Here is a 23625-nt window from a genome sequence, read left to right as displayed (position 1 = left end):
GTACCTGTTATTGGCATTGACTTCCAGAGACAGGCCAGGTATGGTACAAATCAACGATGGCCCCCTGACTGCTGCCGAAACTTAATGGGTGTAGTGCCGGTGTGCTTTCTAAAGAACCGGACAAAGTAGGAGGGGTCTTCAAAGCCTAAATGAAAGCCGATTTCCTTGATCGATTGGGTAGTATGGATCAGCAGCCGCTGCGCTTCAATGACCAGGCGCTCGTGCAGGAGCTGACTGGCCGTTTTATTCAGCACTTTTTTGCAGATATGATTAAGGTGGTTAGGCGTCAGGCCCATCTGAGCCGCATACGCATTTACTTCCCGGACGGTCAGAAACTGATCTTCCAGTAATTCTTCATACTGCCGGATGCGATCGTACGGGTAATGCTCTGTTCCCATCCGCTGTTGAGCGTATAACCGATCTGCCGACTCCAGCAGGATATGCACAAAAGACAGAAACACTTCGGCCCGATTTGCCTGAGGCTGCTGGTACTCATCGTAGGCATAGCTAAACAGATCACCGAATCGGTCCTGCTGCCCGGTTACCTGTAACAAGGGCTGGTGCTGGTGCGAGTGGAAAAACGGATACTGGTGCAGCCGGGCACCGTAGCGGCTCCGAAAGAAGTTAGCCTCGAAAAACAGGTTGAAGCCTTTGATATCCGGCGATAGTTCCCAGCTATGAACTTGGCCGGGGGTCAGAAAATACAACTGGTGCGGAGCTACCGGATAGGTTTTGAAGTCGATGGTGTGGATGCCGCTGCCCTGGCTGATCCACATTACCAGATAAAAGGTGTGTGAATGCGGTTTATCAATGCCCTTAAATTCCTGTACGAGTTTCTCCAGCGGAGTCATGTAAAAAAGCACATCCGGCTCATGACGCGGGAACGACTGCAGCTTGTAAACGGGTACTGATCTGGACATATACCCGCAGGGATTAGAACAACGAGTTGGTATTGGCTGATTTTTCCGGAATTACCTGCAACACATCCCAATGCTCAACTATTTTTCCGGTTTCATCAAACCGAAAGATATCAATACCGGCATAATCCTGATCAGCCGGCCAGTGCTGGTAGCAATGAAGCACCACGTAATTGTCTTCGGCAATAGCTCGTTTGAACTCCACCCGCTTGCCGGGATACTCTCGGGCCATTCGACGGAAATAGTCGATAAAGGCCTGTTTGCCATCGCCGACGTGCGGGTTATGCTGAATGTACTCATCGCCAACATATTGCGCAACGGCTTCTTCTGGCCGACACTGGTTAAACATCAGGTCGTAAAACGCCATGGCATTTTGTTTGTTCAGGCTGCTATTCATTGGAAAGTATTGACTTGGCAAAGTTAATATAGCTACAATCCTTCGTCAGATTGTAGCCGCAAGCTCTTCAATCTCTATCTCCTCGGTGAGGTTCAGTTTCCGGCGCAGGCGGCTGCGGTGCTGCCGGATGGCGTGGGTACTTACGCCCAGCATGGCGGCCATCTCTTTGTTGGAGTAGTTGAGTTTGCACAGTGCCATAAAGCGAACCTCAGCCGGACTCAGCCCCGGCAGCTTGTCGCGCAGCCGGACCAGGTAGCCCTGGTGTACCTTTTCAAACAACTGTCGGAACTCCTCCCAGCCTTCGTCGGTCAGCAGCACCGAGTTCTGTAATTGCTCCAGAAGTTGGTAGTGCGCGTCGGCCACCGGGTGGAGTTGTTGCTCCATCTGCCGGATCTGCTCCGAAAACTGGTCGATCAGCACGCTTTTTTCCTGAATATTGCGGGTAAACTGGTCGAGCTGCCCAATGGCGTTCTTCAGTTCGAATTCGGTGCGTTTATTTTCAGCCAGCAGTTGCTGCTGACGGTGACGGTATTGCAATAACCGACGGTTGTAAAGCAGCCAGGTGACAACCAGCGCCAGGGCAATCAGCAGGATAATGCTGTTTCGTAGCAGTACCTGCCGCTCCTTTTCTTTCTGCATGATTCGCTCCTGAAGCTGGTGGCGCTCACTCTCCACCGCCATTTCGGCCTTGTGTTTCAGCGTCACGTCGATGTCCCGTTTGTAGCCATCGCGGGCAAAGGCCGCCGAATCGGCGTAGCGGAACGCCAGTTCGGTTTGACCGGCCTTTCGGTAATAGTCCGCCAACACCTGGTACGTCACATGGCTGAATTTGACCATGTGCATTTTCAACGCTGCCTGGTGAGCCTGTCTCGCCAACTCACCCGCGCGGGTGAGTTGGTTTCGGTTCAGGTAAATAGTCGCCAGTTTACTGCCGAAAATAGCGGCATTATCCCAGACCTGCGTTTGGGTGGTGAGCCGGATTCCTTCTGACAGATAGGGCATGGCTGCATTTTCCTGCTGTTGCTCGGTCAGCAGCAGGCCGATGTTGCCATTCAGAATGCCCACCCAGGCCTCGTTGTTAAAATCACGGACGGGCAGGTGCTGTAGTCCCCATTCAAAATACCGGCGGGCGGCCGGGTAGTCTTTCAGTTTAACCGACGCCATACCCAGCATACAGGTGTTGTAAATATGGGTGTTGGCAATCCCGTCAGGTTTGGCATCCGTCAATACCTTACCAATACGGATGGCGTTCTCGTAGTCGAAGAATTCGTAATAGGCCCTGGCGATCAGGTAAATGGTATAGTCGCGCTCGGGGAAGTCGGCTTCGGTTAAGGTTTTGAGCAGGTCGAACGTACGCAGGTAGTGCTTAAAGGTCAGGTAGTAATTATGCGCAATATTGAACTGGTACAGGCCCATCTGTAAATTTATTCTGGCCATCAGCGATGCATTATTGATTCGCTCCGCTGTTTGCAATAAGGCCTGAGCCCGCGCTGGAAAGCGGTTGTTGTACCGCATATTGGCCCGGTCGGTACACAGGATAGCGGTTTGAAACGTCAGCTTGTCGTTCTCACTGCCGTTTTTCTCATAAAAGCCGGCTAACTCCTGCCTAAACCGGTTGGCAGCATTTGTGTCTTTTTTAGAAAGGTCATTGTACACCCTGATAACTGCTTTTAATTGCTGCGCGGACGATAGGGTAAGCAGCGAATCGGGGGAGGCAACCGAATAGGCAAACGAACTCAGCAGAAAAAAAACGGTCAGCTGCAAGTACTGACAGGCAGACATCCACTTCACGTTGTTTACCACAGGCCAAACCATAGGTAAATATACGTAGAATTCCGGTTGGGAAGCAAGTTAATTGGATAACTGGTTCCTTGGTTGATTGGGCTTTACCAGTCAACCAACGAACCAGTTATCCAATTAACCAACTCATCGTTGTTTCAGCACCCGCTGCCGGTGCAGCAGACCGTCTGCTGTTTCCACGTTCAGGATGTAAATGCCTTCGGGGAGATTACCCACTGAGGCTTTAAGCTGGCCTGTACCACCGACGGGCTCCATAGCCCATTGTCCCTGCGGCCGTCCCTGAATATCGTACAAGTGAATGGTGGCCGGGCTGCTGAGTCTGCTCACTTCAACGGTCAGAAATTCAACCACCGGATTAGGGTATACGCTGACCTGTACCTCTTCGGCTGAGACGATGCCTTTACGAGCGGCCGGGGTGCTGCCCAACGAACAACCGCCGTCGAACACAGTGCCGGCGCTGGCGGTCGTAGTCGTTCTGGTTTGCTTATCGGTGGCGGTTACCGTCAGGCGGAGCCGGTAATCCTGCAGGCCGTTAAGGTTACCCCCTTGTCCGGTAATGGTGAGTGTGTTGTTACTGGGAGTAAAACTGACTTTGCCGATGGTAACGCCTTTTGCTCCGATGGCTTTGTAATCGAGCGATTTGGGGGCGAGGTACTCCCATTTGTAGTTCAGGGTGCTGTTGGCTGGCACGTTGGAAATGGTCATGACTAATTGATAAGTATAGTCAACCTTCGAAGCCGGGGTGGTTTTGACGCACAGGTTGGTAATGCCGCTAACGCTCATACCTGCAGATGGAATGCCGGTGACGCTGGTTGTGGCCGTACCGGAACATCCGCCGGCGTCGGTGACGGTAACCGAGTAGGGGGTAGTGCCGCTCAGGGTCTCAACGGCGATGCGCTGTGTGGTCTGGCCAGTACTCCACTGGTAGGCGGTCCCCGCCGTTGCTGTCAGCGTGACGCTTTGGCCGATAGTCGATGTTGGTGAAGTAGGGCTGATGGTAACGGGCAGGGAGGTAAAGTTGCCCTGAAACTCAAAAGCACCCAGGTCAGCCGTGCCGTTATAGAATCGAAACTGCCCCCCAGCATCAACGGGTACGCCCTCTAATGAGGAGTAAGCTAGTTCCTCAACAGGTGTCAGTCCCGCATTAATTGCCGGGGAGCAGGCGGTGAGCGTCAGGTCCGCGTTCCAGAGTGGGTTTTGGTTTAGAACATTGTAAGGCGTGTAACCCGTTGCGCCGGGTTCAATCAGGCAGTTGGTGGCAGCTACCGCTGCGTTATACGATCTTTTGGCAATGGCCTTAGCCCCCTCGTTATTCCATAGAATACAGTTAATCAGCGTGAGAGTAGTTCCATAATGCCCTATGGCGGCTCCTTCAACGGTAGCCCGGTTGTTGGCAAACGTGCAGTTGATAAACCGGGGGTTCACCGATGCGCTGCTGGAAAGGGTGCTGTAAACAGCCCCGCCAATGCTGGAGGCCGAGTTGCCACTGAACACGCAGTTGATAATAATAGGTGCCATGCGAGTGCTACTTAACCCAAAAAGGGACATGGCCCCGCCCTGACCGGCTTCATTGCCGAAAAAGCGGCAGTTGCTGATGACAGGTGCCGTTTCGACATTGAACCCGCTTATCTGAACCGCGCCTATCTGTTGCGAACCCCGGGCGGCCGTGATGGTAAAACCGTCGAGCCGGGTTTTGTTATCCGTATTCAGGAACAGGACAAGACCCTGGCTGTTTTGCCCCTGAATTGCCTGGGGCGTTTCGGCAATGTTGTTATGGTCGTTATCAAGGTCATTGTTATCGATGTCTCCGCTGAGAATGCTGCTGCCCAGTATCCGGTTGCTGGTACCCGCGATGTAGCCGCCCAGCACGCTTACCCCGGTAGGAATATCAAACCGGGCATAGGAATCAGCTTGGTTAGTAGTTGGCTTGTACACACCCTGGGCCACGCGGATTTCGGTGCCGGAGCAGGCCCCTTGCAGGGCCGGTTGCAGGCTGGTATAGGCATCGGCCCAGGAGCTGCCGTTAGCGGCTCCGGTGGCGGCATGGTTTACAAAGATCAGCTTACTGGGCGTGTTGCTCTGGTATTCAATTGCACCTATATCAATCGTTCCAGCATTGTAGAACCGGTTATTGCCAAGTACATCCGTGGTGATCCCAGCCAGCTCAGGTACCGAATTTGTACCTGCATTGATGGCTGGTGAGCAGGCTGTCAGCGTTAGGTTCTGGTTCCATAAAGGATTACTGGTCAGCACATCGGTACCCATATAGTCCGTTTCCTGCGGCTCAATCAGGCTATTCGTGACTGTAATCAACGAGGTTGAGAAATAACCTGACCCCACAATGGTTTGTTGCCCACCGTTATTCCAAAGAATACAGTTGGTCAGCTGCACCTGATAGGCGGCTCTATCACTGTCCATTTTACTATTGATTGCATTCCCGCTTACAGAACTCAAATTATCTGTCAGGCTGCAGTTGACCATCTTGAAGCCATAGGTACCAGAGTCATCAGCGCTTGGTAGCACCACATTGTAAATAACCCCGCCGTAAAAACTTTGGTTGCCTCTAAACACACAGTTGATGAAGGCAGGCGTCTTGCTGTTAAATAAATTGAATTCATGCAGCAGGTAGAAGGCGGCTCCTGCATGGGCCCAGTTGCCTAAAAACTGACAATTAACAAGGACCGGTGCTCCATTCTGGCTGTAAATACCTCCTCCTTCATCATGGCTGCCCCCATTTGTGTCGGCTTTTCCGGCGGTTATGACAAAACCGTCGAGCCGAGTCTGGTCGTTTGTTGCGTTCATCACGACTACATGGTAGCTGTTGCCGCCTTCTATGTGATCAGCCCACTCAGCAATAGAGTTACCGTCGGCGTTATAATCATTCTCATCAATATCTCCACTGAGAATACTGGTGCCCGGCGTGCGGGTGTCTGTACCCGCTATGTAGCCACCCAGAATGTTTACACCCGAAGGAATCAGGAATGTAGCCGCCCGGTCATTGGGATTGGTAGTTGGTTTGTACACCCCCTGGGCGACCCGAATTTCGTCACCGGCCGTCACACCGGATGTAGCCGGGTTCAACGCTTCCTGAAGGGTTTGGTAGGCTGTAGCCCAGGAGGTGCCATTGCCACTGGTACTAAGGGCACCATCGACAAAGATCACTTTTGATTGCGCCAGGCTCGGGATAGTCATCAGCAGAAGAATGACCAGCCGGCAAAAGGTAGAGAGTAGTTTCATGGTTGATCGGTTAAATGGTTGATTGGTTGATAAGGCAGGTTTAGGGCATCACCTGGTGGTTGAGGGTTTCGATTTTCCACTCGAAGTACCACCAGACGCCCCAGGCCAGCAGCAGAAACAGCAGCACCATGCCCACCAGCAGCAGGGTAGGACGGGTGGGGCCGGGCGGTTGGTCAGGTATCAGATCAGCGGTAGAATCGTGCATGGAGTTGCCGGTATTTTTGTCCGGCTCAAATGTAGAGGTATTGGGAGGAGACGGTGAAATTTCGAGTGTGACAAAAATGTGACAATTCGTATAGCTTTGTAAATGAGAGATTTACAAGCTACGCTAAAGTTTTACTTTAACTGAAACAAAGAAAGCCTTGTTGGGGTGTAATGGGGAAGTCGGTGAACCAATTAACCAACGAGCCAGTCAGCCAATGAACCAGTCAAGCCTACAAGTGCCTGCGTTTTCCCTTATTCTGCTCATCGGCGTAAGTGGAGCGGGTAAGTCGACGTTTGCCCGTCGGCATTTTCTGCCGACGGAAGTCATCTCATCGGATCATTGCCGGGCGCTCATTACGGATAATGAAAACGATCAGAGCGCCACGGGTGATGCCTTCGAGCTGCTGCACTGGCTGGCGGCCAAACGGCTCCAGCGCCGGCGGCTTACAGTGATCGATGCCACCAACGTGCAGGCCGACGCCCGGCAGTCGCTGATCGACCTAGGCCAGCAATTTAACTGCCCGCTGGTGGCCATTGTGCTGGATATGCCTGAGCAGGTACTCAACGACCGGCGGAAAACACGCACCGACCGTTCCTTTGCCGACCCGGTGCTGCACCGCCAGCGGAGAGACCTGTGGCTGTGGACCCGTTACCTGGAATACGAAGGATTCAGTACCGTGTACCGGCTCAAATCAGCGGACGAAGTGGATCAGATTCAGGTAGTCCGTCAGTCCTGATGAAAAAAGGGGTACCACCTTAGTAAAATGGTACCAGCGTTTATAGGGCTAAATCTCTATTTTTTCGGCCAAAAATCCACTTTTCAGGCCTTTGCTTCTCTTCACTCACATATTCATAAAGTGGGACGACAAGCCTCTGTTGTTTATGGTACTTTTACGGCACCAATTTTTCTTATTTGTTGGTGAACCGCCAAATGCCACAATAATACCTATAACCTATGCACAACAGAGTATACGCGTTTTTTCTGCTTTTCTTTTTCTGGTCGCTTAGCCAGCTTACCTACGCGCAACAGGTCATGTTGCAGGGCTGGTACTGGGATTACCCCAAAACCGGTCAGGGCTACAACTGGTCGGACACCCTGCGCCTGAAAGCACCCTCTCTGGGTCAGGCCGGCTTTACGCACGTCTGGTATCCGCCCTTCGCCGGCAATGGCAACAAGAGTGGCGGCTATGATCCCAAAGATCTGTTTGTGGGTACAGAACAGACATCCCTGGGTACTCTGGGTGAGATCAAAACCATGGTGTCATCCTTAACGGCGGTGGGTATCACGCCGGTAGCTGATATGGTGTATAACCACCGCGATGCCGGCGCACCGGAAAGTAACCCTGCTGTAAAGGATTACATAACCAAGTTTGCGAGCGGAACAGGAAGTTATGGCTTCAAGCGACCATTTCCGTCAGATCGTTACCGAATGATTATTCCCATTGGGGGCAATAGGGCAGAGGGAACCGGCACATACTATATCAAAATGCGATCGCGGGGTAGTATTTTCAACGGGGCTAAATATGCTTTCCATGTCACAACCAACAAAATTGGGGGCTCTCGCTGGAGTCCTGTTATAACGCCTGATGTAGATCTAACAAATTTAGCTGATCAGGAGAAGTATGCCGGTATTCAACTCGGCCGTAATTACCTCAATAAAATTAATTCCAATGGAGATATTGATGAGTTTGCGGTAACAGTGACAGCCAGTGATTTTAATGCCTTAGGTGACTCGCTCATCATCCAGGCTATCAACTATGATAGTGAATACTCGGATCATCTTCCTATTGATATCTATTATGAAAAGGTGCCTGGAGCCGGTTCTTACAATATAGCTGATTACACCAACCCATTCTTAGATGGTTATAAACTGGTATTTCAGACCTACACCGACTTTACTAAAATGACCAGCAAACGGGGTGGGCTCAACTGGAATGCTTTTCGACCGCATTTTGATGGTAACAGCCCTGCCGGCTGGTCCCAGACAACCAGTTTGGGACCGGAGTGGAGTATGCAGAGTATGGACTACTTCTACGATTATGACCATAACGTTCCGGCTACGCGGGACACGTTGATTGCCTGGACCAAATGGGCGTACGATGAACTAGGGTCGAAGGGGTTGCGCATGGATGCCATCAAACATTTTGAGCCATCGTTTGTGTCCAAAATGCTGAACGAAATGGTAGCCAGTAACCGGACCCCTAATCTGGTGGTGGGCGAGTGGTATGGTGAAAACACGGATGAGTTAAAGGGATGGGTAGACGCGGTCAGTAGCGGACTGAACGAGCAAACCCGGCAGGCTGCGCCCGTAAAAGTATTTGACTTCTCGCTGCGTCGGGCGTTGAAGGAGGCCCTCGACAACGGAGCGAATGTCCGTCAGGTATATTTCAGCAGTTTGCGGGATGCCAAAAACATGAGCGGTTTCAACGTGGTAACGTTCCTGAACAACCACGACTTCCGGAGTGCCAACACCTCCCACGGTGATGCCCTGGTACACAACAACCCGATTTTGGGCTACGCTTATCTGCTCACCAACAACCAGTTGGGCGTACCAGCCGTATTTTATCCAGATTACTATGGCTATCCGGCCCGCAATTCTAAATTCGGTTCCGATACCTACGGATTTGATTACCATCCGGTTGGCCTCAAGCCCATGAAGGCGGAGATTGACCAGCTGATGAAGGTATTGAAGACGTACATCAACAACTCGCCGGGGGTACATTACCTGAATCATTACGGTGGAGTCAATAATTCACCACCAAGCCCGAACAACTATATAAAAGGGTCCCATAACCGTACGTTGATCTACCAGCTCGAAGCGCCCACCAGTACGGGTAAAGACGTTATTGTAGCCATTAACTTTGGGGAAGACACCCTGAAGGTCGATCACCTGATTGCTGTGCGGAACGGCATTACCCAGGGAACTCAGTTTGCCGATATCCTGGGCAAATCAAAATTCCCGTATGCCGTAGTCGACGGTCAGAACCGCATTTATGTCGAACTGCCGCCCAAGAGCTATTCGGTGTGGGTGCAGGACGTAGCTCCGCTCTCCGCAACCTTAGCAGTGGCTCCAGTCAGTGGTACTATTTGTCCAGGTCAGTCGGCTACACTGACGACCACTACTACGGGTGGTACGGCACCCTACACCTACGCTTTTTCGACGGGTGCTACCCCGACTCAGAGCAGTTCGGTAGCGACCGCCACAACCAGCGGACCTTACTCCGTTACCGTTACCGATGCGCTGGGGCTGACCGCCGTAGCCAGTGTGACCCTGACGGTTAAGGAGGCTACCACCATTACGCAGGAACCCGCTTCGGCCAGCGTAGTCTGCGCGGGTACACCCGTCAGCGTACCCGTAATGGCCACCGGGCCAGGTACGCTTGGCTATCAGTGGTACAGAACCGGCACCAACGCCCCAGTAGCCGGACAAAATACGTCGACATTGAGCATCGATGCGGCAAAAACGACGGATACCGACGGCTATTATTGTGTGGTCACGAGTTCCTGCACCAGTCTCACCTCGACGACGTTTAACCTGACAGTGAACAGCCTGCCGACAGTTGCGACAGCGGGGCCGCTGTCGCCCCAGTTGATTGGTACGCCGGTTTCCCTGACTGCTACGCTTTCGGGTGATCTGGCGGGAGCAACCTGGCAATGGCAGTGGGGAAATGGCGCAACTACGGGCGGTGTGCTCACGAACAATACGCTGGTAACCGAGTACACATATGCCGGACAAGGCGTGTTTTCGCCCACGCTGGTCATCACCAGTGCCTGTAGCCAAACCGTGGCCGCGACCCACCAGTATGTAGTTATCTATAACCCGGATGGCGGTTTTGTGACAGGTGGCGGCTGGATACAGTCATCGGCCGGCGCGTACAAAGAAGATCTGGCACTGGCCGGACGGGCAACGTTCGGGTTTGTGGCAAAATATAAGCGGGGTTCTACCGTGCCCGACGGCAATACCGAGTTCCAATTCAAGGCCGGTAACCTGAACTTCAAAAGTATAGCGTACGAGGATATGCGTCTTGTCATAGCCGGCTCCCGGGCCAACTACAAAGGGACCGGCACCATCAACGGCAAAGGTACTTACAGCTTCCTGGTGTCGGCTATCGACGGACAAGTGTCAGGAGGTGGTGGCACCGATAAGTTCCGGATAAAAATCTGGACCCTGAACTCCGATACCGGTCAGGAACAAATTGTGTACGATAATAACCTGAGCGAACTGAATCAAGCAGAGAATGCCGACCCGGAAACGGCAATTGGCGGAGGCTCCATCGTCATCCATTCAGAGAAGAGCAAACGCGAAGCCGCCGAGCCGGTGCTATCGGCCGATGCGCTGGTCCTGCGGAATTACCCCAACCCGGTCGAAGGCAGCACCACCATTGAGTTTATGCTGCCGCAGGGCGGAGACTATTCGCTGGACATCCAGGATCTGAAAGGCTCGGTGGTGCGGCATCTGCAGGCCGGCAAAGCGGAGGCTGGCCTGGTATATCAGGTAAGCTGGGAAGCCGGCAAAACGCCCGGTGGTTTGTACATCACGCGGCTTACGACCGGGCAGGGTGTGACGTTCCTGAAACTGCTGGTCAGGTAGCAGCCGTCAGCCTGATAAAGAACACCAAAGCGGGTCTCAACGTGAGACCCGCTTTGGTGTTTAGTGATAGAGATGACTGGCGGCCAGCAGGGGTAGTGTAACCCTGAAACAGTCTGGTTTTTCGTTGACCTGCATATCCCCCTGACCCAGCAACTGGTACTTGGACGTGATATTGGTTAAACCCACCCGGCTGGAGGAGACCTGCACCCGTTTACGCTGGAGATTATTCTGCACCACCAACCGGGCATCGGGTGTGGTTCGCAGTTCGATCACCAGCGGCTGCTCGGGCAGAATGATGTTGTGCTTCACGGCATTTTCCAGCAGGAGCTGCAGGGTGAGCGGAGGAATCAGGTGATCATAATAGAGTGGGTCGACGGCCTCAACGAGCTGAATCGCCTGCCCGTGCCGGATACCCAGCAGGTAAAAATACGAACGGGCAAAGTCTAGTTCGGTCTTTAGTGTAGTCAGGTGCTGCTCATTGGCGCGGAGCAGATACCGGTATACGCTGCTCATCTCGTCGAGGTAGGCCGTGGCCTGATTGGGGGATTCTTCAACCAGTTGCGACAGCGTGTTGAGGGAATTAAACAGAAAATGAGGGTTGATTTGCTGCTTCAGACTCTCGAACTGACTTTCCAGATTAGCTTTCCTGAACTGCTCGGTCTGGGTGAGGGTCCGCTGCCATTGCTCAAAGAGGTTCACTGACTCGTAAATAGCCGTAACCAGCAGCACCACAACTACCCCGAACAACAGGCCCCACCGCAAATCATCCGGCTGGGGCTGGTACCCGGCAAACGCCAGGTAACGATACAACAGGTAGATGATTCCGGTAATGCCACTGGTATGAACACTGATTACAACCACCGAGAGCACCACACGAAGTAAGGTGTGTTTGAAGCTTGGATACAGCCGGTGAAACCATTGGGCAATGTCATTGTTAACGAGCCAGTGGGCGTAGTAGAACAGAAACGCAAGCAGCGTGGCCGCAGAAAATACCTTTGCCGTTGCCCAGTAGGCGTTGCCGAGCAGCAGCCAGTTCAACACCAGTACATATACCGGCAGCACCGTCCACCGAATTAGAATATCCTGTTGGGTATAGGTCGGACGTTTCACGGCGTAGTCAGTTGAATTGTCTTTTCCTGGCTAACCCTCAACAGGGGCAGACGAACGCTGAACAGCTTTCCATCGTCTTCGATAACCGGGTCGGGCAGGTCCAGCAGGCGGTACCGGCTTACAATGGTCGCTAAGCCTGTCCGGTTGGCGATAACTTTGGTTGTTTTCCGGCAGATTGTATTGGTGACTTCCAGTTCTCCCTGGGGGGTACAGGCCACCCGGATGGTCAGCGGGCATTCCGGCAGCAGCATATTGTGCTTCAGGGCATTTTCGATCAGTAGTTGCAGTGACAGCGGGGGTAACTGGTTCTCCAATAAACTTTCCCGTACATCCTGAACAACGAAAACGCTATTGCCGTACCGGATTTTCAGCAAGTGGTAGTAGGAGTCCAGAAAGTTTAATTCCTGCCGAAGCGGAATCAGGTCACGCACACTCGTTTGCAGCAGGTAGCGGTATACCGTACTCATCTCATCGATAAACGCCGACGCCTGTCGGGGATTTTCGTCGATGAGCATGGAGAGCGACGTCAGCGAATTGAACAGGAAGTGAGGGTTCACCTGCGCTTTCAGGCTGTCATACTGGTGCTGTAAACTGATCTTTTTGGCTGTTTCTGCCTCAATCAGGGCTGTTTTTAATTTGGAGAGGTAATAAATGATTTCGTACAGAATACCGACGATCAGAATTACGACATAGCCGCCCAGCAACTGGTGCAGGTACACCTCCCACGTGATGGGAACGCCCGCAATGCCCAGCAGCCCAAACAACGAGACCACCGTAATCTGCGCTGCGGTGATAATGGCGAAATATCCAGCAAACGTCAGGAGGATTCGATGCCGGGTCTGTTCAATATTAGGGTACTTGGCCCGAACCCACCGGAGCCAGCGGGTAAAAGCCTCCCACAGCAGAAAGATGTAGAAAACCCCCCAGAAACTGGTGCGGAGGTACACCCACCAGTTGTACTGGTACTGTTCAAGGTACAATAGGTTGGTCAGCAACTCCACGGCGGGAATGCCAATCAACCGGAGCCATTTATCGTTTAATTTTTCCAAAGACTATCCGTGCGCACAAAATATCCCTCTAAAATAAGAAGGCAGGGCAGAGGAAGCAAGTTTGGGTTCGTGTGCGGTCACTGCGCTTACAGAAGCCTGCGCCCATGCTCGTCCCGCGTTACAAACGCGGGACGAACACGGAACCGGCTTACTCCCGCAAATTCTTCAGATAGGCAATGCTCTGCCGGACCTGCACGTCTTCCTTGTTGCTTTCGTCTTCAATGAAATAGTGCTTGATGCCGGCTTTCTTCGCTTCTTTCAGAATGGCGGGCATATCCAGTTGGCCATCGCCCAGCACCACGTCATTTTCGGGCGGAGTGCCGCCGGTCAGGTCGCCTTTTATCCCTTTTTTGAGATCTTTCAGGTGCATCAGCTTCCAGCGGTTGCCGTACTTCTTCAGGAGCTGAACGGGATCGGCCCCGCCATGCTGCGCCCATAGGATGTCCATTTCAAACGATACGTAGCGCGGGTCGGTGTTCTGCACCATATAATCGAACAGGGTACCGTTCTGGTAGGGCTGAAACTCAAAGCCGTGGTTGTGGTAGCAGAGCGTCAGCCCGTTATCGGCCAGCACCTTACCCACCCGGTTAAAGTCTTCAACGGCCTTTTTGGCATTTTCGAGCGTAAAATTGCCTTTCTGATGCGGGATCCAGGCGACCATTACGTACGAGGCTCCCAGGGCTTTGGCATTTTTGACGACAGCCTCGGGATCTTTTACAATTGACTCATAACCGGCCCCGGTGGCGACCAGTTTTATACCGCGCTGATCGAGCATCTTTTTGAATTCTTCGGGTGCAATACCGCGTGGAGCACCGCCTTCGTATTCGGTGAAGCCGAGCGCTTTGATGGTGTCCAGCGTGGCTTCTACATTTTTGGGAAACCAGTTCCGGTAGGTGTACGACTCGATGCCGAGCGGAAAAGTATACACCGGTTTGCCTTTCTTTTGCGCAAAACCGTCACTCAGGGTAAGCAGGGAAAGGGTGAGGGCACCCAATAGATAAGCACGTTTATTCATGATGTAACAGAGGTTAGGGATACGGATAATCGTTTACAGGTTCTTTTTCTTTAGCTCGCTTACGGCATAGTTTGCGGCTCTGGCCGTAAGCGCCATATACGTTAGTGATGGGTTCTGCGTAGCGGTTGAGGTCATGCAGGCTCCATCGGTGACAAACACGTTTTTACAGGCATGCAGTTGATTCCACTTGTTCAGCAGCGAGGTCTTTGGGTCTTTACCCATGCGTACCCCGCCCATTTCGTGGATGTCGGCACCGGGCTGTGAATGGGTATCAACGGCTTTGATGTTGGTAAAACCGGCCAGGGTAAACATCTCGGGGAGCTGCTCCATATAATCTTTTACCATTTTGTCGTCGTTCTCTGTCCAGTCGGCCGAGGTGACCAGCAGGGGTATGCCGTACTTATCTTTCTGGTTCGGGTCCAAGCGAACGTGGTTGTTTTCCAGCGGGATGGTCTCGCCCATCATCCAGCCGCTGATATGCCAGGGGCCGGGTTTGGGGTTCAGCAGATTCTCTTTTAGTTCGAGTCCCATACCCTGTCGGTTCTGCGTCAGTCCGCGACCGCCACCAACGCCCACCGCGTAGCCCCGCAGAAAGTCGGTCTCCTGTTTGTGCAGGTTACGGAACCGGGGAATGTAGCCGTTGCTGGGGTTTTTGCCGTCGGTCCTCTTATCAGTAAAACCGTCGTATTGCGCCGAGATCTTACCCCGGTAATTGTGCCACGCTATGTATTTGCCGAGCAGCCCGCTGTCATTGCCCAGCCCGTTCGGAAAACGGTCGGATTGGGAGTTCAGCAGAATGAGGTTGCTGTTCAGGGCCGAGCTGTTTACAAAGATGATCCGGGCGTAAAACTCCAGCATCTCCCTGGTGTTGGCATCCACCACCCGAACGCCGGTGGCCCGTCCTTTCTTTGCATCATAGATGACGGAATGGACCACTGAATGGGGCCGCAGTGTCATGTTTCCGGTTTTGGCCGCCCAGGGCAGGGTAGCCGCATTGCTGCTAAAGTACCCGCCCAGCGGACACCCGCGCACGCAGAGCGTCCGGTGCATGCACTGCGTGCGGCCCTGCTGCTGGTGAATGGGCTGAGGCTTTGTAATATGCGCACAACGCCCCTGGATGAGCTGGCGGTCTTTGTAGTTCTTCGCAATGACCCCCTGCAAATGCGACTCAACACAGCTTAGCTCAATAGGCGGCAGAAACTCGCCATCGGGCAGGTGGGGCAGGCCGTCTTTATTGCCGGAAATACCCGCAAATTTTTCGACATGACTGTACCACGGAGCCAGATCTTTGTAGCGGATAGGCCAGTCTACGGCAAAATCGTCGCGGGCCGGACCGTCGAAATCAAAGTCGCTCCAGCGCTGCGTCTGTCTGGCCCACAGCAGCGATTTACCGCCCACGTGGTAGCCCCGCGTCCACTGGAACGGCTTCTCCTGCACAAACGGCTGTTCGTCGGCCTTCATGGCCCAGTGCAGGGTTTCTTCCCGCAGAAAGGAGCGACCGTATTCAGGCCGTACCGCCAGCGGAACCTGTCCGCGGTGGGGAAAATCCCAGGGGTTCATGTTGGAGGTGGGGTAATCTACGCCATGCTTTACGTCGCGGCCCCGCTCCAGCACCAGCGTTTTCAGCCCTTTTTCGCTTAGTTCTTTGGCGGCCCAGCCACCGCTGATGCCCGAACCGATTACGATGGCGTCGTATGTCATTGCCTGAACGGCATCTATTGCGAAATTGGCCATGTTTACCGTTGGTTTTGGGCGATAGCGACGGGTACGCAGCCGTAATAGTGGCCCGGAGCCATCTCGTAATGGTAGTGTTTGGTCATGACGTACTCGGAGGTGGTATAGCCCTGGATGGTGAGGTTTTTGACGGCCGACAGAAAGTCCTTTTGGCCCGGCTCCCCCGCCGTTGCAATTGTTTTAAGCGCTTCCAGCCGTTGGGTAGCGTCGCAGGCCGTGAAGGGTTTACCGTAGCCGCTGTTGGTCATCGCCTGCACTGAGTTTAGGCCTGCTATAAAGCTTGTCTGGTCGTTTTTTTCAAAACAGTCTTCCAGCATGCGCTGGATAAAGGTATGCACCCCCAGCGATTTGGCTCCCGGTACCTCCGTACCGGGTACTTCCGATTCCGGTATCAGGGTCTCCACGATAGCCGCCAGTACTTCTGTCTGCCTGACGGTAAACAGGGTCTGAACCGGTTGGGCGGTAGCCTCGGTCCAGCCGTTGGTCCATGCCGGGAGGGTGACCAGACCGCCGACAGCGGCCGCCAGGCTTTTCAGGGCACTGCGTCTTTCCATAATAAGGTTAGGGTCTTTGGGTACAAAGGAAAAAACACCGAAGATTTACTTTATTTGTGGGGCGCAGGCAATACGGTCATTCGGTAACCACCGGGTCGCGAGACAGGTGATCAGCATCTGAGCGGCAGCGTGTTCCTGATCAAGCTTGGGCTGCTGTATGGATTTGTCCCTCCGCTCTTATTACCCGGCAACGTTTCCCACGGACTTGCACCGACATACCGCGGAGGTGGTATATAACTTCTTTGCCTTCGTTTCAGTAGTTGATACCTTCCTGGTTGTCAATTCCTGCGCACGCGGAAAAGCTACACCCGAAAGTGACCTGGACTTTGCCGTTCTGGCAAACCCCGATACCCCGCTAACAGAAATAAGTCGGCTTGAGCAAAAGTGGGCGGCTTTTTCGGGAGAGAACGCCGACATCGCCCGGTATAGAAACTCCCATCGCTTTGCCGCTGTTCATTTGGACATCATTGACGGAAGATATATACCTTCTGCATGGGATGATGGGGGCGGGCCGGATTTTTTTGAGGTTGAAATTGGCAACCGAATCGCCTACCCGGCACCACTTGGGGAAGCCGGTCTTTATTTTCAGCAGCTACGAACACAGTGGCTGCCTTACTACGACGAAGACCTGAGGCTAGCGCGATTGGCTATGGCCAGTGCCGCCTGCGAATACGACCTCGACCACATCCCTTTTTACGTTAAGCGAGGCTTACACTATCAGGCGTTCGATCGGTTGTATAAAGCCTTTCAGGAATTTTTGCAGGCCCTCTTCATCCGGCACAAAACCTACCCGATTGCCTATAACAAGTGGATAAAAGAACAGGTGGTATCCATGCTAAACCTGCCTGAACTGTATGTTCAACTGCCCCCGATTCTTTCTGTAACCGCTATGGAAAGCAATGAGCTGAACGAGAAAGCGAACGCGCTTCGGGCTTTGTTACACGCCTATTGCCAGTAAGGCTATTGAAGCTGCCGTTTAAAGAACCGCAACGCTTCCTGATGGACATCCACATCATTGGGGTAGTCGTGTTTGCCGCCGATGACTTTGAGCAGCACAACTTCAGGTTTGCCCTTTTGCTTATACGTATACCGTTCGATGGTTTTGCCGTCGTTGGGATCCACATCCGGCAGGCTCTCTTTTTGGGGTTGTCCCTGGTAACCGGCCAGACCGGCCCAGTACGCCAGCGTACGATCCGTGGAGCGTACCTCGCCCATGGTCACATTGCCGCCCAGATTAACGGCACCGCCGTTGTACGGATTAACGGAGTCGAGGGTACCGTTGATAATCATAACGGGCACGGGTTTTCCCGCTGGTGTACAGTCCAGATTGGTGATATCGGGCAGGTTGGCAATAATGGCGGTAATGGCCCGGAAGCGATCGGGCATGGTCAGGGCCAGTTTGTACGCCATATGCCCCCCGCCGGAGGTACCTACCGCAAAGACCTGCTTCGGATCAACCCGGTATTGTTTGGTGAAGTATTTAATCATACCGTCGAAAAAGGCCTGCTCGTTGACATTCTCTACATTGGCCAGGGCGGGAGAGGCCTTGCGGCACTCGTTCCAGTAGCGTTTATACCCATCCGGATAAACGACGATGGTATTCTCGGTTCGTGCCTGCTGGTCCATCCGGGTAGCCGCATTCATCATGCCCTTGCCGTTACCGCCGGAGCCGTGCATAACAAAGACCAGGCTGGGGCGCTTCAGGTTTTGGGCGGGCGTATTAAAGTGGAAGGTACGGTAGTTTCCTTCAATTTGTATGGAATCACTGATAAGCTGGGCTTGTAAAGAATTGGTAAAGGCTGCCAGTAGCAGCAACAGCCCGGTTCGTTTTGTGAAAAATAACATTGTTGGCTAAGGTTAGGCTGAGCAATTTCCGGCTGTTCTTCCAAAATGACAAATCAATCGGGCGGTACGCTGAAAAATAGCCGTAAAACGCCTACTTTTAGTCTGCACAGCCTTTTACCCCTTATTCCTAAACCCTACGGGAGTGTCACACTCACCCGCTTTATGGAACGCAGAGAATTTATTAAATCCACCAGCTTACTGGGCAGCACCCTCGCCCTGACAGGTTCGGCCAGTCTGGCCGGCGTCTCCCAATCATCCCCTTACCAGTCAACCAATGAACCAATATGGCTGGATGGCCCCATGCGGTGGGCGCAACTCGCCTTTGTGGAACGCGACCCCGGCCATTATGATCCGGATTTCTGGCTCAACTACTTCAAGAGAATTCATGCTCAGGGGGCACTGCTGAGTGCGGGCGGTATTGTGGCTTTTTACCCAACGCAGATACCGCTACACCACCGTAGCGACTTTATGGGTAATTCCGATACGCTGGGCTACCTGGTCGAAGGCTGCCGCAAACAGGGCATGACCATCATGCTCCGCACCGACCCCCATGCTGCCCGGCAGAACGTATACGACGCCCATCCCGATTGGATTGCCGTTACCGCCGACGGTCAGAAACGCCGGCACTGGGCCAATCCGGAGCTATGGGTCACCTGTGCGCTGGGCCCGTATAACTTCGAGTTTATGCCGCAGGTGAACCAGGAAATCATGCAGCGGTTTCAGCCGGAGGGGATTTTCTCCAACCGCTGGCACGGACACGGCATCTGCTATTGTGAGCATTGCCAGCGCAATTTCAAGGCGTATTCTGGTCTGGCGTTACCCCAGAAAGCCGACAAACTGGACCTGACGTACCGCAGATGGGCCGACTGGAACACCAAACGGCTACGCGAGGTGTGGGCCTTGTGGGATGCCGGTATCCGGAAAATTCGGCCCTCGTCGCGCTTTATTCCCAATGGTTTTCCCGATAAAATTGTCACGGGCCGGGAGGCCGACCTGTTCTTTGCCGATCAGCAGGCCCGGCGCGGACTCATTCCGCCCTGGTCCAATGGCAAAGGGGCCAAAGAACTCCGGTCGACGCTGGGACTGAAACCGCTGATCGGCATCTTCAGCGTGGGCGTAGAGGAGGAGTTCCGCTGGAAAGATTCGGTGCAGAGCGATGCCGAGATTCGAATCTGGGTGGCTGAGGGTACGGCCAACGGCATGCGGCCGTGCTTCGTTAAGTTCGGGGGCGACATTTACGACAAACGCTGGATGGAGTCCGTTGCGAATCTGTACGAGAAGTACTATAAAAACGAGAAATACCTGCGTAATACGGCCTCGCTGGCCCGCGTCGGGCTGGTATATTCGGAGCAGACCGACCGTAATTATGGGGGTAAACCCTGGCAGCAAAAAAGTGGGGATCACCTCGACGGTATGTACCATGCATTGGTCGAAAACCGCATTCCCTTCGATATGGTTAACGACCGCCTGCTGACCCCCGACGACCTGAAGCGGTTTAAACTGCTGATTCTCCCTAACATTGCCGCTCTGTCGGATACCCAATGCCAGCAGCTAAATGCTTTTGTCGCCAACGGCGGCAGTGTGGTAGCTACCTTTGAAACCTCATTGTACGACGAAGAAGGAAAACCCCGTTCCGACTTTGGCTTAGCCAACCTGTTAGGCATATCGTACAACCAGCAGGTCGAAGGCCCCATGCGGAATAGTTATTTACAGCTCCGCCATGCGGATAAAAGCAGCCAGACCCAGCAGATTCTGAAGGGACTCGAAGATACCCCCCGCATTATCAACGCCATTCATCGCGTTCAGGTAAGGCCCACGGCGTCTTTCCCCAGCCCCATTACACTGATTCCGACGTATCCCGACCTGCCGATGGAAGACGTTTATCCGCGGGTACCCCAGACCGATACGCGGGAGTTGTACCTGCGGCAGGTGGGCAGGGGGCGCGTTGCCTACATCCCCGGCGATCTGGACCGGTCGTTCTGGCAGTTATTGAGCAACGATCACGGCCGGCTGCTGGGTAATGTCGTCCGTTGGGCGCTGGATGAGGAGCCGGTGGTTACGGTAACGGGTCCGGGGGTAATCAACCTCAACGTCTGGCGGCAGGCCAATTCCATGACAGTTCATCTGGTCAACCTGACCAATCCCATGATGATGAAAGGGCCGTTTCGGGAGCTGATTCCGGTGGATGCGCAGGTGTCGGTGCAGGTACCCGCCGGTGCTAAAGTGACGGGGGTGAAGCTGCTCATGACTGGTCAGCAGCCAAAATTTGAGCTGAAAGGGGGTAGATTATCGGTAGTCGTCCCCCGGATTCTTGACCACGAGATTGTGGCGCTGGATCTGGCCTGATGGGTATGCCGCCGGATCGTGAGCTGTTTCATTTTTCCGAATAGTGCCAAGCCCAATTATTCTGACGCTTATCGATCCGTCCCAGGCCGGGAAAGTCAAAATGAAAGCCATTGACCAACATATTGTTTTTATAGGCTAAGTCAATCAGTTTGATACGGGATCGCTTTGCTTTATCGTGATCCATATCATAATTCGTTTGCCAGTCTAACCGCTCTATATGAAGAGGATGAAGAAAGGCATCCGACAGGTATAATAATTTTTCCTGACCCGAGTGAATGATCAACGCAATTTGGCCGGGCGTATGACCATCGACTTTTACGCAGGATGAGATTGACCAGTATACCAGGTGATAGTTCAATTTAGTCATTACACTACAGGCAGGTATATACTTTTGAGTAAGCGGTTATTCGGATGGGAAATCGCTTTAAAATCCATACTTACACTTCCTGATAAACAGCACAGCCCACGAACGACCTGATCGTTTTTTGCTGCTGTTTTTTTCAGATGCTTTGATGAGTTTGGGAAAGCCGCTTCCTTTACGGAGTAAACGCCACTATTTACATTGATGAAAAGACGCACATTCGTAAGAGCCTCTCTGCTTACCGGTTCAGGGGCCGGGCTGCTTCAGTCCTTTACCGCATCGGCCGGCAACGAGCCATCTCAGCAAAATCCAAAGCCTGAGTTTTATGAGCTTCGGACCTATACCTTAAAAAACGGCCGGCAACGGAGAGTCATCGAGAATTATTTTCAGCAGGCGGCTATTCCCGCCCTCAACCGGATGGGCAGCCGGGCCGTTGGGGTGTTTACCGAATACCTGCCCCAGGAATTTACCAAACTGTATGTACTGATACCCTTCCAGTCCGTAGACGACTACCTGAGTATGGGTGATAAACTGGCCGGCGATTCGGCTTACCAGCAGGCGGCTTCCGAATACCTCAACGCTCAGGCGACCACCCCGGCCTACGAACGCATCGAAAGTTCGCTGCTAAAGGCGTTTACGGGGCTGCCCAGACTGGAGATTCCCGAAAAGAAGCCCCGTATCTTTGAACTGCGTCGCTACGAAAGCCCAAGTGAAGCGACCGGCAAGAAGAAGATCGAAATGTTCAATGAAGCCGGCGAAATCGCCATTTTCAAGCGGGTGGGCCTGACACCGGTGTTTTTCGGCGAAACCATAATCGGCCCCCACCGCCCGAACCTGACTTATATGCTCACCTTCGACAACATGGAGGAGCACGATCAGAACTGGAAGGCGTTCGGGGGCGATCCGGAGTGGAAGAAGATCAGTGCCCTGCCCGAGTACGCCAACGACCGGATTCTGTCGAATATTCACCGGACCTTTTTGGTACCCACGGCGTTCTCGCAGGTCTGATGTATGAAATACCTCATCCTGATGCTGGCGCTGCTCCCGTGTCGCCTGCAGGCTCAATCGACGCTGGTGGGGCTGGGCGACTTTATCATCGGCGTTACCTCCCCTGATTCGCTGGGGAGGCTGCCGTTCACCGAGCAGGAACTGGTCGTGCTCAAGGGGACTGTCGCGTTCCCGTGCGAGCATATCCGCGTTTTCACCGCCGATTCGCTGGTGGTAGGGGGCCTGCCAATCACCAATCTGTCGCTGGTTTTTTACGAAGATCAGTTGTTCCGGATTACCTGTGATTACACCGACCGGCTGCAAAAAGCGTTTATCGCGGAGCACGGAAAAGGTACGCTACGGCCGGCCAGTATTCTGAGCTTGTGCACCGGGGAGGCAGGTAAACGGATGCGCATTGAGACTGAAAGCTGGCGGGATGGTGATATTGTGGCCCAGGCTACACACGCCAGCGGGCACAATGCCGACTGTGAAGAAGAGCAGTCGTTCAGCCTCACCATTGCCAGTGTACCGGTTATGGCGATCTCCTCGGAATGTAATCTGGAAGACCTCGATTTATACTTTGACCTAAGCTGGCATAACCCATAAGCCGTTCCTGTCGGTGTACGATTGTAAAGAGAACCCACGTTTCGCTATTACGATGGAAAACCTGTTCACTGTTCCTCAATTCCCCCGCTCGTCGGCTTACCATCCCGAATGGATTACGGCCAGTGTGAGCGGTGGGGCCAATCCGTTGTGGATGACCGAGTGGCTGACCCAGGCACTGGACCTGCGGCCGGGTATGCGGGTGCTCGACCTGGGCTGCGGGCGGGCCATGTCGTCTATTTTTCTCTACCGGGAATTTGGGGTGCAGGTCTGGGCTACCGATTTATGGTTCAACGTAACCGAGAACTTCCAGCGAATCCAGGATGCCGGCTGTGAGCAGTACGTTTTTCCGCTTCATGCCGAAGCCCGCTCGCTGCCGTTTGCAGCCGGGTTCTTCGATGCCATCGTAAGTATTGACTCCTTTCCGTATTACGGCACGGATGACCTGTACCTGAATTACCTGGCCCGACTGGTGAAACCCGGCGGGCAGATTGGTATTGCCGGGGCCGGTCTGATGCAGGAGTTTAACGGGGTAATTCCTGAGCATCTGCGTACCTGGTGGACACCAGACCTTTGGGGTTTACACTCTGCGGCCTGGTGGAGGCAGCACTGGGTCCGGACGGGGATCGTAGACGTTGAATTGGCCGACTCCATGGCCGATGGTTATCAGTTATGGCTGGCCTGGCACCGGGCCATTGCGCCCGATAACAATGTGGAGATTCAGGCTGTCGAAAAAGATCAGGGGCGTTATCTCGGCTATGTTCGCGTAGTAGCCCGCCGAACGGATGTTGAACTCGATGAACCACTTGTATCCCTGCCACCACAATACAGCAAAAAAACCTTGCTGCGGGATTGACAGTCGGAAAAATACCGTA

Annotated in this window: 19 protein-coding genes; 7 read left to right on the top strand and 12 right to left on the bottom strand. The window is 53.4% G+C overall.

The genetic code is table 11. From position 1 onward, the window contains the following. Window positions 1–50 precede the first annotated feature (50 nt). From ABD949_RS11375 to ABD949_RS11355, 5 genes are all read right to left on the bottom strand, one after another. The gene (locus ABD949_RS11375) at window positions 51–920 is read right to left on the bottom strand and encodes a helix-turn-helix domain-containing protein (protein ID WP_345243519.1); all 870 of its coding nucleotides are present in this window, start codon (window positions 918–920) and stop codon (window positions 51–53) included. Between the two features lie 13 nt (window positions 921–933). After that, complete coding sequence (locus ABD949_RS11370) at window positions 934–1314, bottom strand: nuclear transport factor 2 family protein (RefSeq protein WP_345243518.1); 381 nt, start codon at window positions 1312–1314, stop codon at window positions 934–936. 45 nt (window positions 1315–1359) lie between these two features. After that, complete coding sequence (locus ABD949_RS11365; protein WP_345243517.1) at window positions 1360–3129, bottom strand: tetratricopeptide repeat protein; 1770 nt, start codon at window positions 3127–3129, stop codon at window positions 1360–1362. Between the two features lie 111 nt (window positions 3130–3240). Next, a complete protein-coding gene (locus ABD949_RS11360) occupies window positions 3241–6351 on the bottom strand; it encodes a choice-of-anchor Q domain-containing protein (protein ID WP_345243516.1) in 3111 nt (1036 codons plus the stop codon). A 40-nt stretch (window positions 6352–6391) separates the two neighbouring features. Next, window positions 6392–6556: a hypothetical protein gene (locus ABD949_RS11355; protein ID WP_345243514.1), complete on the bottom strand. Its 165-nt coding sequence runs from the start codon at window positions 6554–6556 to the stop codon at window positions 6392–6394. Window positions 6557–6770: 214 nt separating this feature from the next. Here ABD949_RS11355 and ABD949_RS11350 point away from each other — a divergent pair, with 214 nt between their 5' ends. Then, window positions 6771–7292, top strand: coding sequence for an AAA family ATPase (locus ABD949_RS11350; RefSeq protein ID WP_345243512.1), 522 nt, complete (start codon window positions 6771–6773; stop codon window positions 7290–7292). 218 nt (window positions 7293–7510) lie between these two features. Beyond that, complete coding sequence (locus ABD949_RS11345) at window positions 7511–11146, top strand: alpha-amylase family glycosyl hydrolase (RefSeq protein ID WP_345243510.1); 3636 nt, start codon at window positions 7511–7513, stop codon at window positions 11144–11146. A gap of 60 nt (window positions 11147–11206) precedes the next feature. On the opposite strand, the gene ABD949_RS11340 is transcribed toward ABD949_RS11345, so the two are convergent. From ABD949_RS11340 to ABD949_RS11320, 5 genes are all read right to left on the bottom strand, one after another. Further along, on the bottom strand, window positions 11207–12256 hold the full coding sequence (locus ABD949_RS11340) for a sensor histidine kinase (RefSeq protein ID WP_345243508.1): 1050 nt from the start codon (window positions 12254–12256) through the stop codon (window positions 11207–11209). After that, complete coding sequence (locus tag ABD949_RS11335; RefSeq protein WP_345243506.1) at window positions 12253–13305, bottom strand: sensor histidine kinase; 1053 nt, start codon at window positions 13303–13305, stop codon at window positions 12253–12255. Before ABD949_RS11335 ends, ABD949_RS11340 begins: the two co-directional genes overlap by 4 nt. 148 nt (window positions 13306–13453) lie before the next feature. Beyond that, a complete protein-coding gene (locus ABD949_RS11330; protein WP_345243505.1) occupies window positions 13454–14320 on the bottom strand; it encodes a sugar phosphate isomerase/epimerase family protein in 867 nt (288 codons plus the stop codon). A 33-nt stretch (window positions 14321–14353) separates the two neighbouring features. After that, a complete protein-coding gene (locus ABD949_RS11325; RefSeq protein WP_345243503.1) occupies window positions 14354–16054 on the bottom strand; it encodes a GMC oxidoreductase in 1701 nt (566 codons plus the stop codon). Window positions 16055–16056: 2 nt separating this feature from the next. Beyond that, a complete protein-coding gene (locus ABD949_RS11320; RefSeq protein WP_345243502.1) occupies window positions 16057–16608 on the bottom strand; it encodes a gluconate 2-dehydrogenase subunit 3 family protein in 552 nt (183 codons plus the stop codon). A gap of 205 nt (window positions 16609–16813) precedes the next feature. Between ABD949_RS11320 and ABD949_RS11315 the strand changes: the two genes are divergently transcribed. After that, a complete protein-coding gene (locus tag ABD949_RS11315; RefSeq protein WP_345243501.1) occupies window positions 16814–17566 on the top strand; it encodes a nucleotidyltransferase domain-containing protein in 753 nt (250 codons plus the stop codon). Window positions 17567–17568: 2 nt separating this feature from the next. Here ABD949_RS11315 and ABD949_RS11310 read toward each other — a convergent pair whose 3' ends face one another. Continuing rightward, window positions 17569–18453 carry a CE1 family esterase gene (locus ABD949_RS11310; RefSeq protein WP_345243500.1) on the bottom strand — a complete coding sequence of 295 codons (885 nt, stop codon included), beginning with the start codon at window positions 18451–18453 and terminating at the stop codon, window positions 17569–17571. Between the two features lie 45 nt (window positions 18454–18498). On the opposite strand from ABD949_RS11310, the gene ABD949_RS11305 reads away from it, so the two are divergent. Continuing rightward, the gene (locus tag ABD949_RS11305; RefSeq protein ID WP_345243498.1) at window positions 18499–20799 is read left to right on the top strand and encodes an alpha-amylase family protein; all 2301 of its coding nucleotides are present in this window, start codon (window positions 18499–18501) and stop codon (window positions 20797–20799) included. A gap of 28 nt (window positions 20800–20827) precedes the next feature. On the opposite strand, the gene ABD949_RS11300 is transcribed toward ABD949_RS11305, so the two are convergent. Further along, window positions 20828–21166: an MBL fold metallo-hydrolase gene (locus ABD949_RS11300; protein WP_345243497.1), complete on the bottom strand. Its 339-nt coding sequence runs from the start codon at window positions 21164–21166 to the stop codon at window positions 20828–20830. Window positions 21167–21364: 198 nt separating this feature from the next. Between ABD949_RS11300 and ABD949_RS11295 the strand changes: the two genes are divergently transcribed. The 3 genes from ABD949_RS11295 to ABD949_RS11285 are packed head-to-tail and all read left to right on the top strand — an operon-like array spanning window position 21365 to window position 23606. Next, window positions 21365–22168: an NIPSNAP family protein gene (locus tag ABD949_RS11295; protein ID WP_345243495.1), complete on the top strand. Its 804-nt coding sequence runs from the start codon at window positions 21365–21367 to the stop codon at window positions 22166–22168. A 3-nt stretch (window positions 22169–22171) separates the two neighbouring features. After that, window positions 22172–22753 (top strand): hypothetical protein, encoded by a 582-nt coding sequence (locus ABD949_RS11290; protein WP_345243493.1) that lies wholly within the window; start codon window positions 22172–22174, stop codon window positions 22751–22753. Window positions 22754–22805: 52 nt separating this feature from the next. Beyond that, a complete protein-coding gene (locus tag ABD949_RS11285) occupies window positions 22806–23606 on the top strand; it encodes an SAM-dependent methyltransferase (RefSeq protein ID WP_345243491.1) in 801 nt (266 codons plus the stop codon). The last annotated feature ends 19 nt before the right edge of the window (window positions 23607–23625 follow it).

The sequence above is a fragment of the Nibrella saemangeumensis genome, assembly GCF_039541915.1.
Lineage (GTDB): Bacteria > Bacteroidota > Bacteroidia > Cytophagales > Spirosomataceae > Nibrella > Nibrella saemangeumensis.
Note: the sequence above shows the minus strand (reverse complement) of the source record. Positions and strands in the feature narration are given on the sequence as shown.

Coding starts and splice junctions, on each gene's coding strand:
- ABD949_RS11375 (WP_345243519.1), bottom strand. CDS start 920: ATGTCCAGATCAGTACCCGTTTACAAGCTGCAGTCGTTCCCGCGTCAT.
- ABD949_RS11300 (WP_345243497.1), bottom strand. CDS start 21,166: ATGACTAAATTGAACTATCACCTGGTATACTGGTCAATCTCATCCTGC.
- ABD949_RS11295 (WP_345243495.1), top strand. CDS start 21,365: ATGAAAAGACGCACATTCGTAAGAGCCTCTCTGCTTACCGGTTCAGGG.
- ABD949_RS11355 (WP_345243514.1), bottom strand. CDS start 6,556: ATGCACGATTCTACCGCTGATCTGATACCTGACCAACCGCCCGGCCCC.
- ABD949_RS11350 (WP_345243512.1), top strand. CDS start 6,771: ATGAACCAGTCAAGCCTACAAGTGCCTGCGTTTTCCCTTATTCTGCTC.
- ABD949_RS11305 (WP_345243498.1), top strand. CDS start 18,499: ATGACAAATCAATCGGGCGGTACGCTGAAAAATAGCCGTAAAACGCCT.
- ABD949_RS11310 (WP_345243500.1), bottom strand. CDS start 18,453: ATGTTATTTTTCACAAAACGAACCGGGCTGTTGCTGCTACTGGCAGCC.
- ABD949_RS11370 (WP_345243518.1), bottom strand. CDS start 1,314: ATGAATAGCAGCCTGAACAAACAAAATGCCATGGCGTTTTACGACCTG.
- ABD949_RS11285 (WP_345243491.1), top strand. CDS start 22,806: ATGGAAAACCTGTTCACTGTTCCTCAATTCCCCCGCTCGTCGGCTTAC.
- ABD949_RS11365 (WP_345243517.1), bottom strand. CDS start 3,129: ATGGTTTGGCCTGTGGTAAACAACGTGAAGTGGATGTCTGCCTGTCAG.
- ABD949_RS11345 (WP_345243510.1), top strand. CDS start 7,511: ATGCACAACAGAGTATACGCGTTTTTTCTGCTTTTCTTTTTCTGGTCG.
- ABD949_RS11330 (WP_345243505.1), bottom strand. CDS start 14,320: ATGAATAAACGTGCTTATCTATTGGGTGCCCTCACCCTTTCCCTGCTT.
- ABD949_RS11320 (WP_345243502.1), bottom strand. CDS start 16,608: ATGGAAAGACGCAGTGCCCTGAAAAGCCTGGCGGCCGCTGTCGGCGGT.
- ABD949_RS11360 (WP_345243516.1), bottom strand. CDS start 6,351: ATGAAACTACTCTCTACCTTTTGCCGGCTGGTCATTCTTCTGCTGATG.
- ABD949_RS11325 (WP_345243503.1), bottom strand. CDS start 16,054: ATGGCCAATTTCGCAATAGATGCCGTTCAGGCAATGACATACGACGCC.
- ABD949_RS11290 (WP_345243493.1), top strand. CDS start 22,172: ATGAAATACCTCATCCTGATGCTGGCGCTGCTCCCGTGTCGCCTGCAG.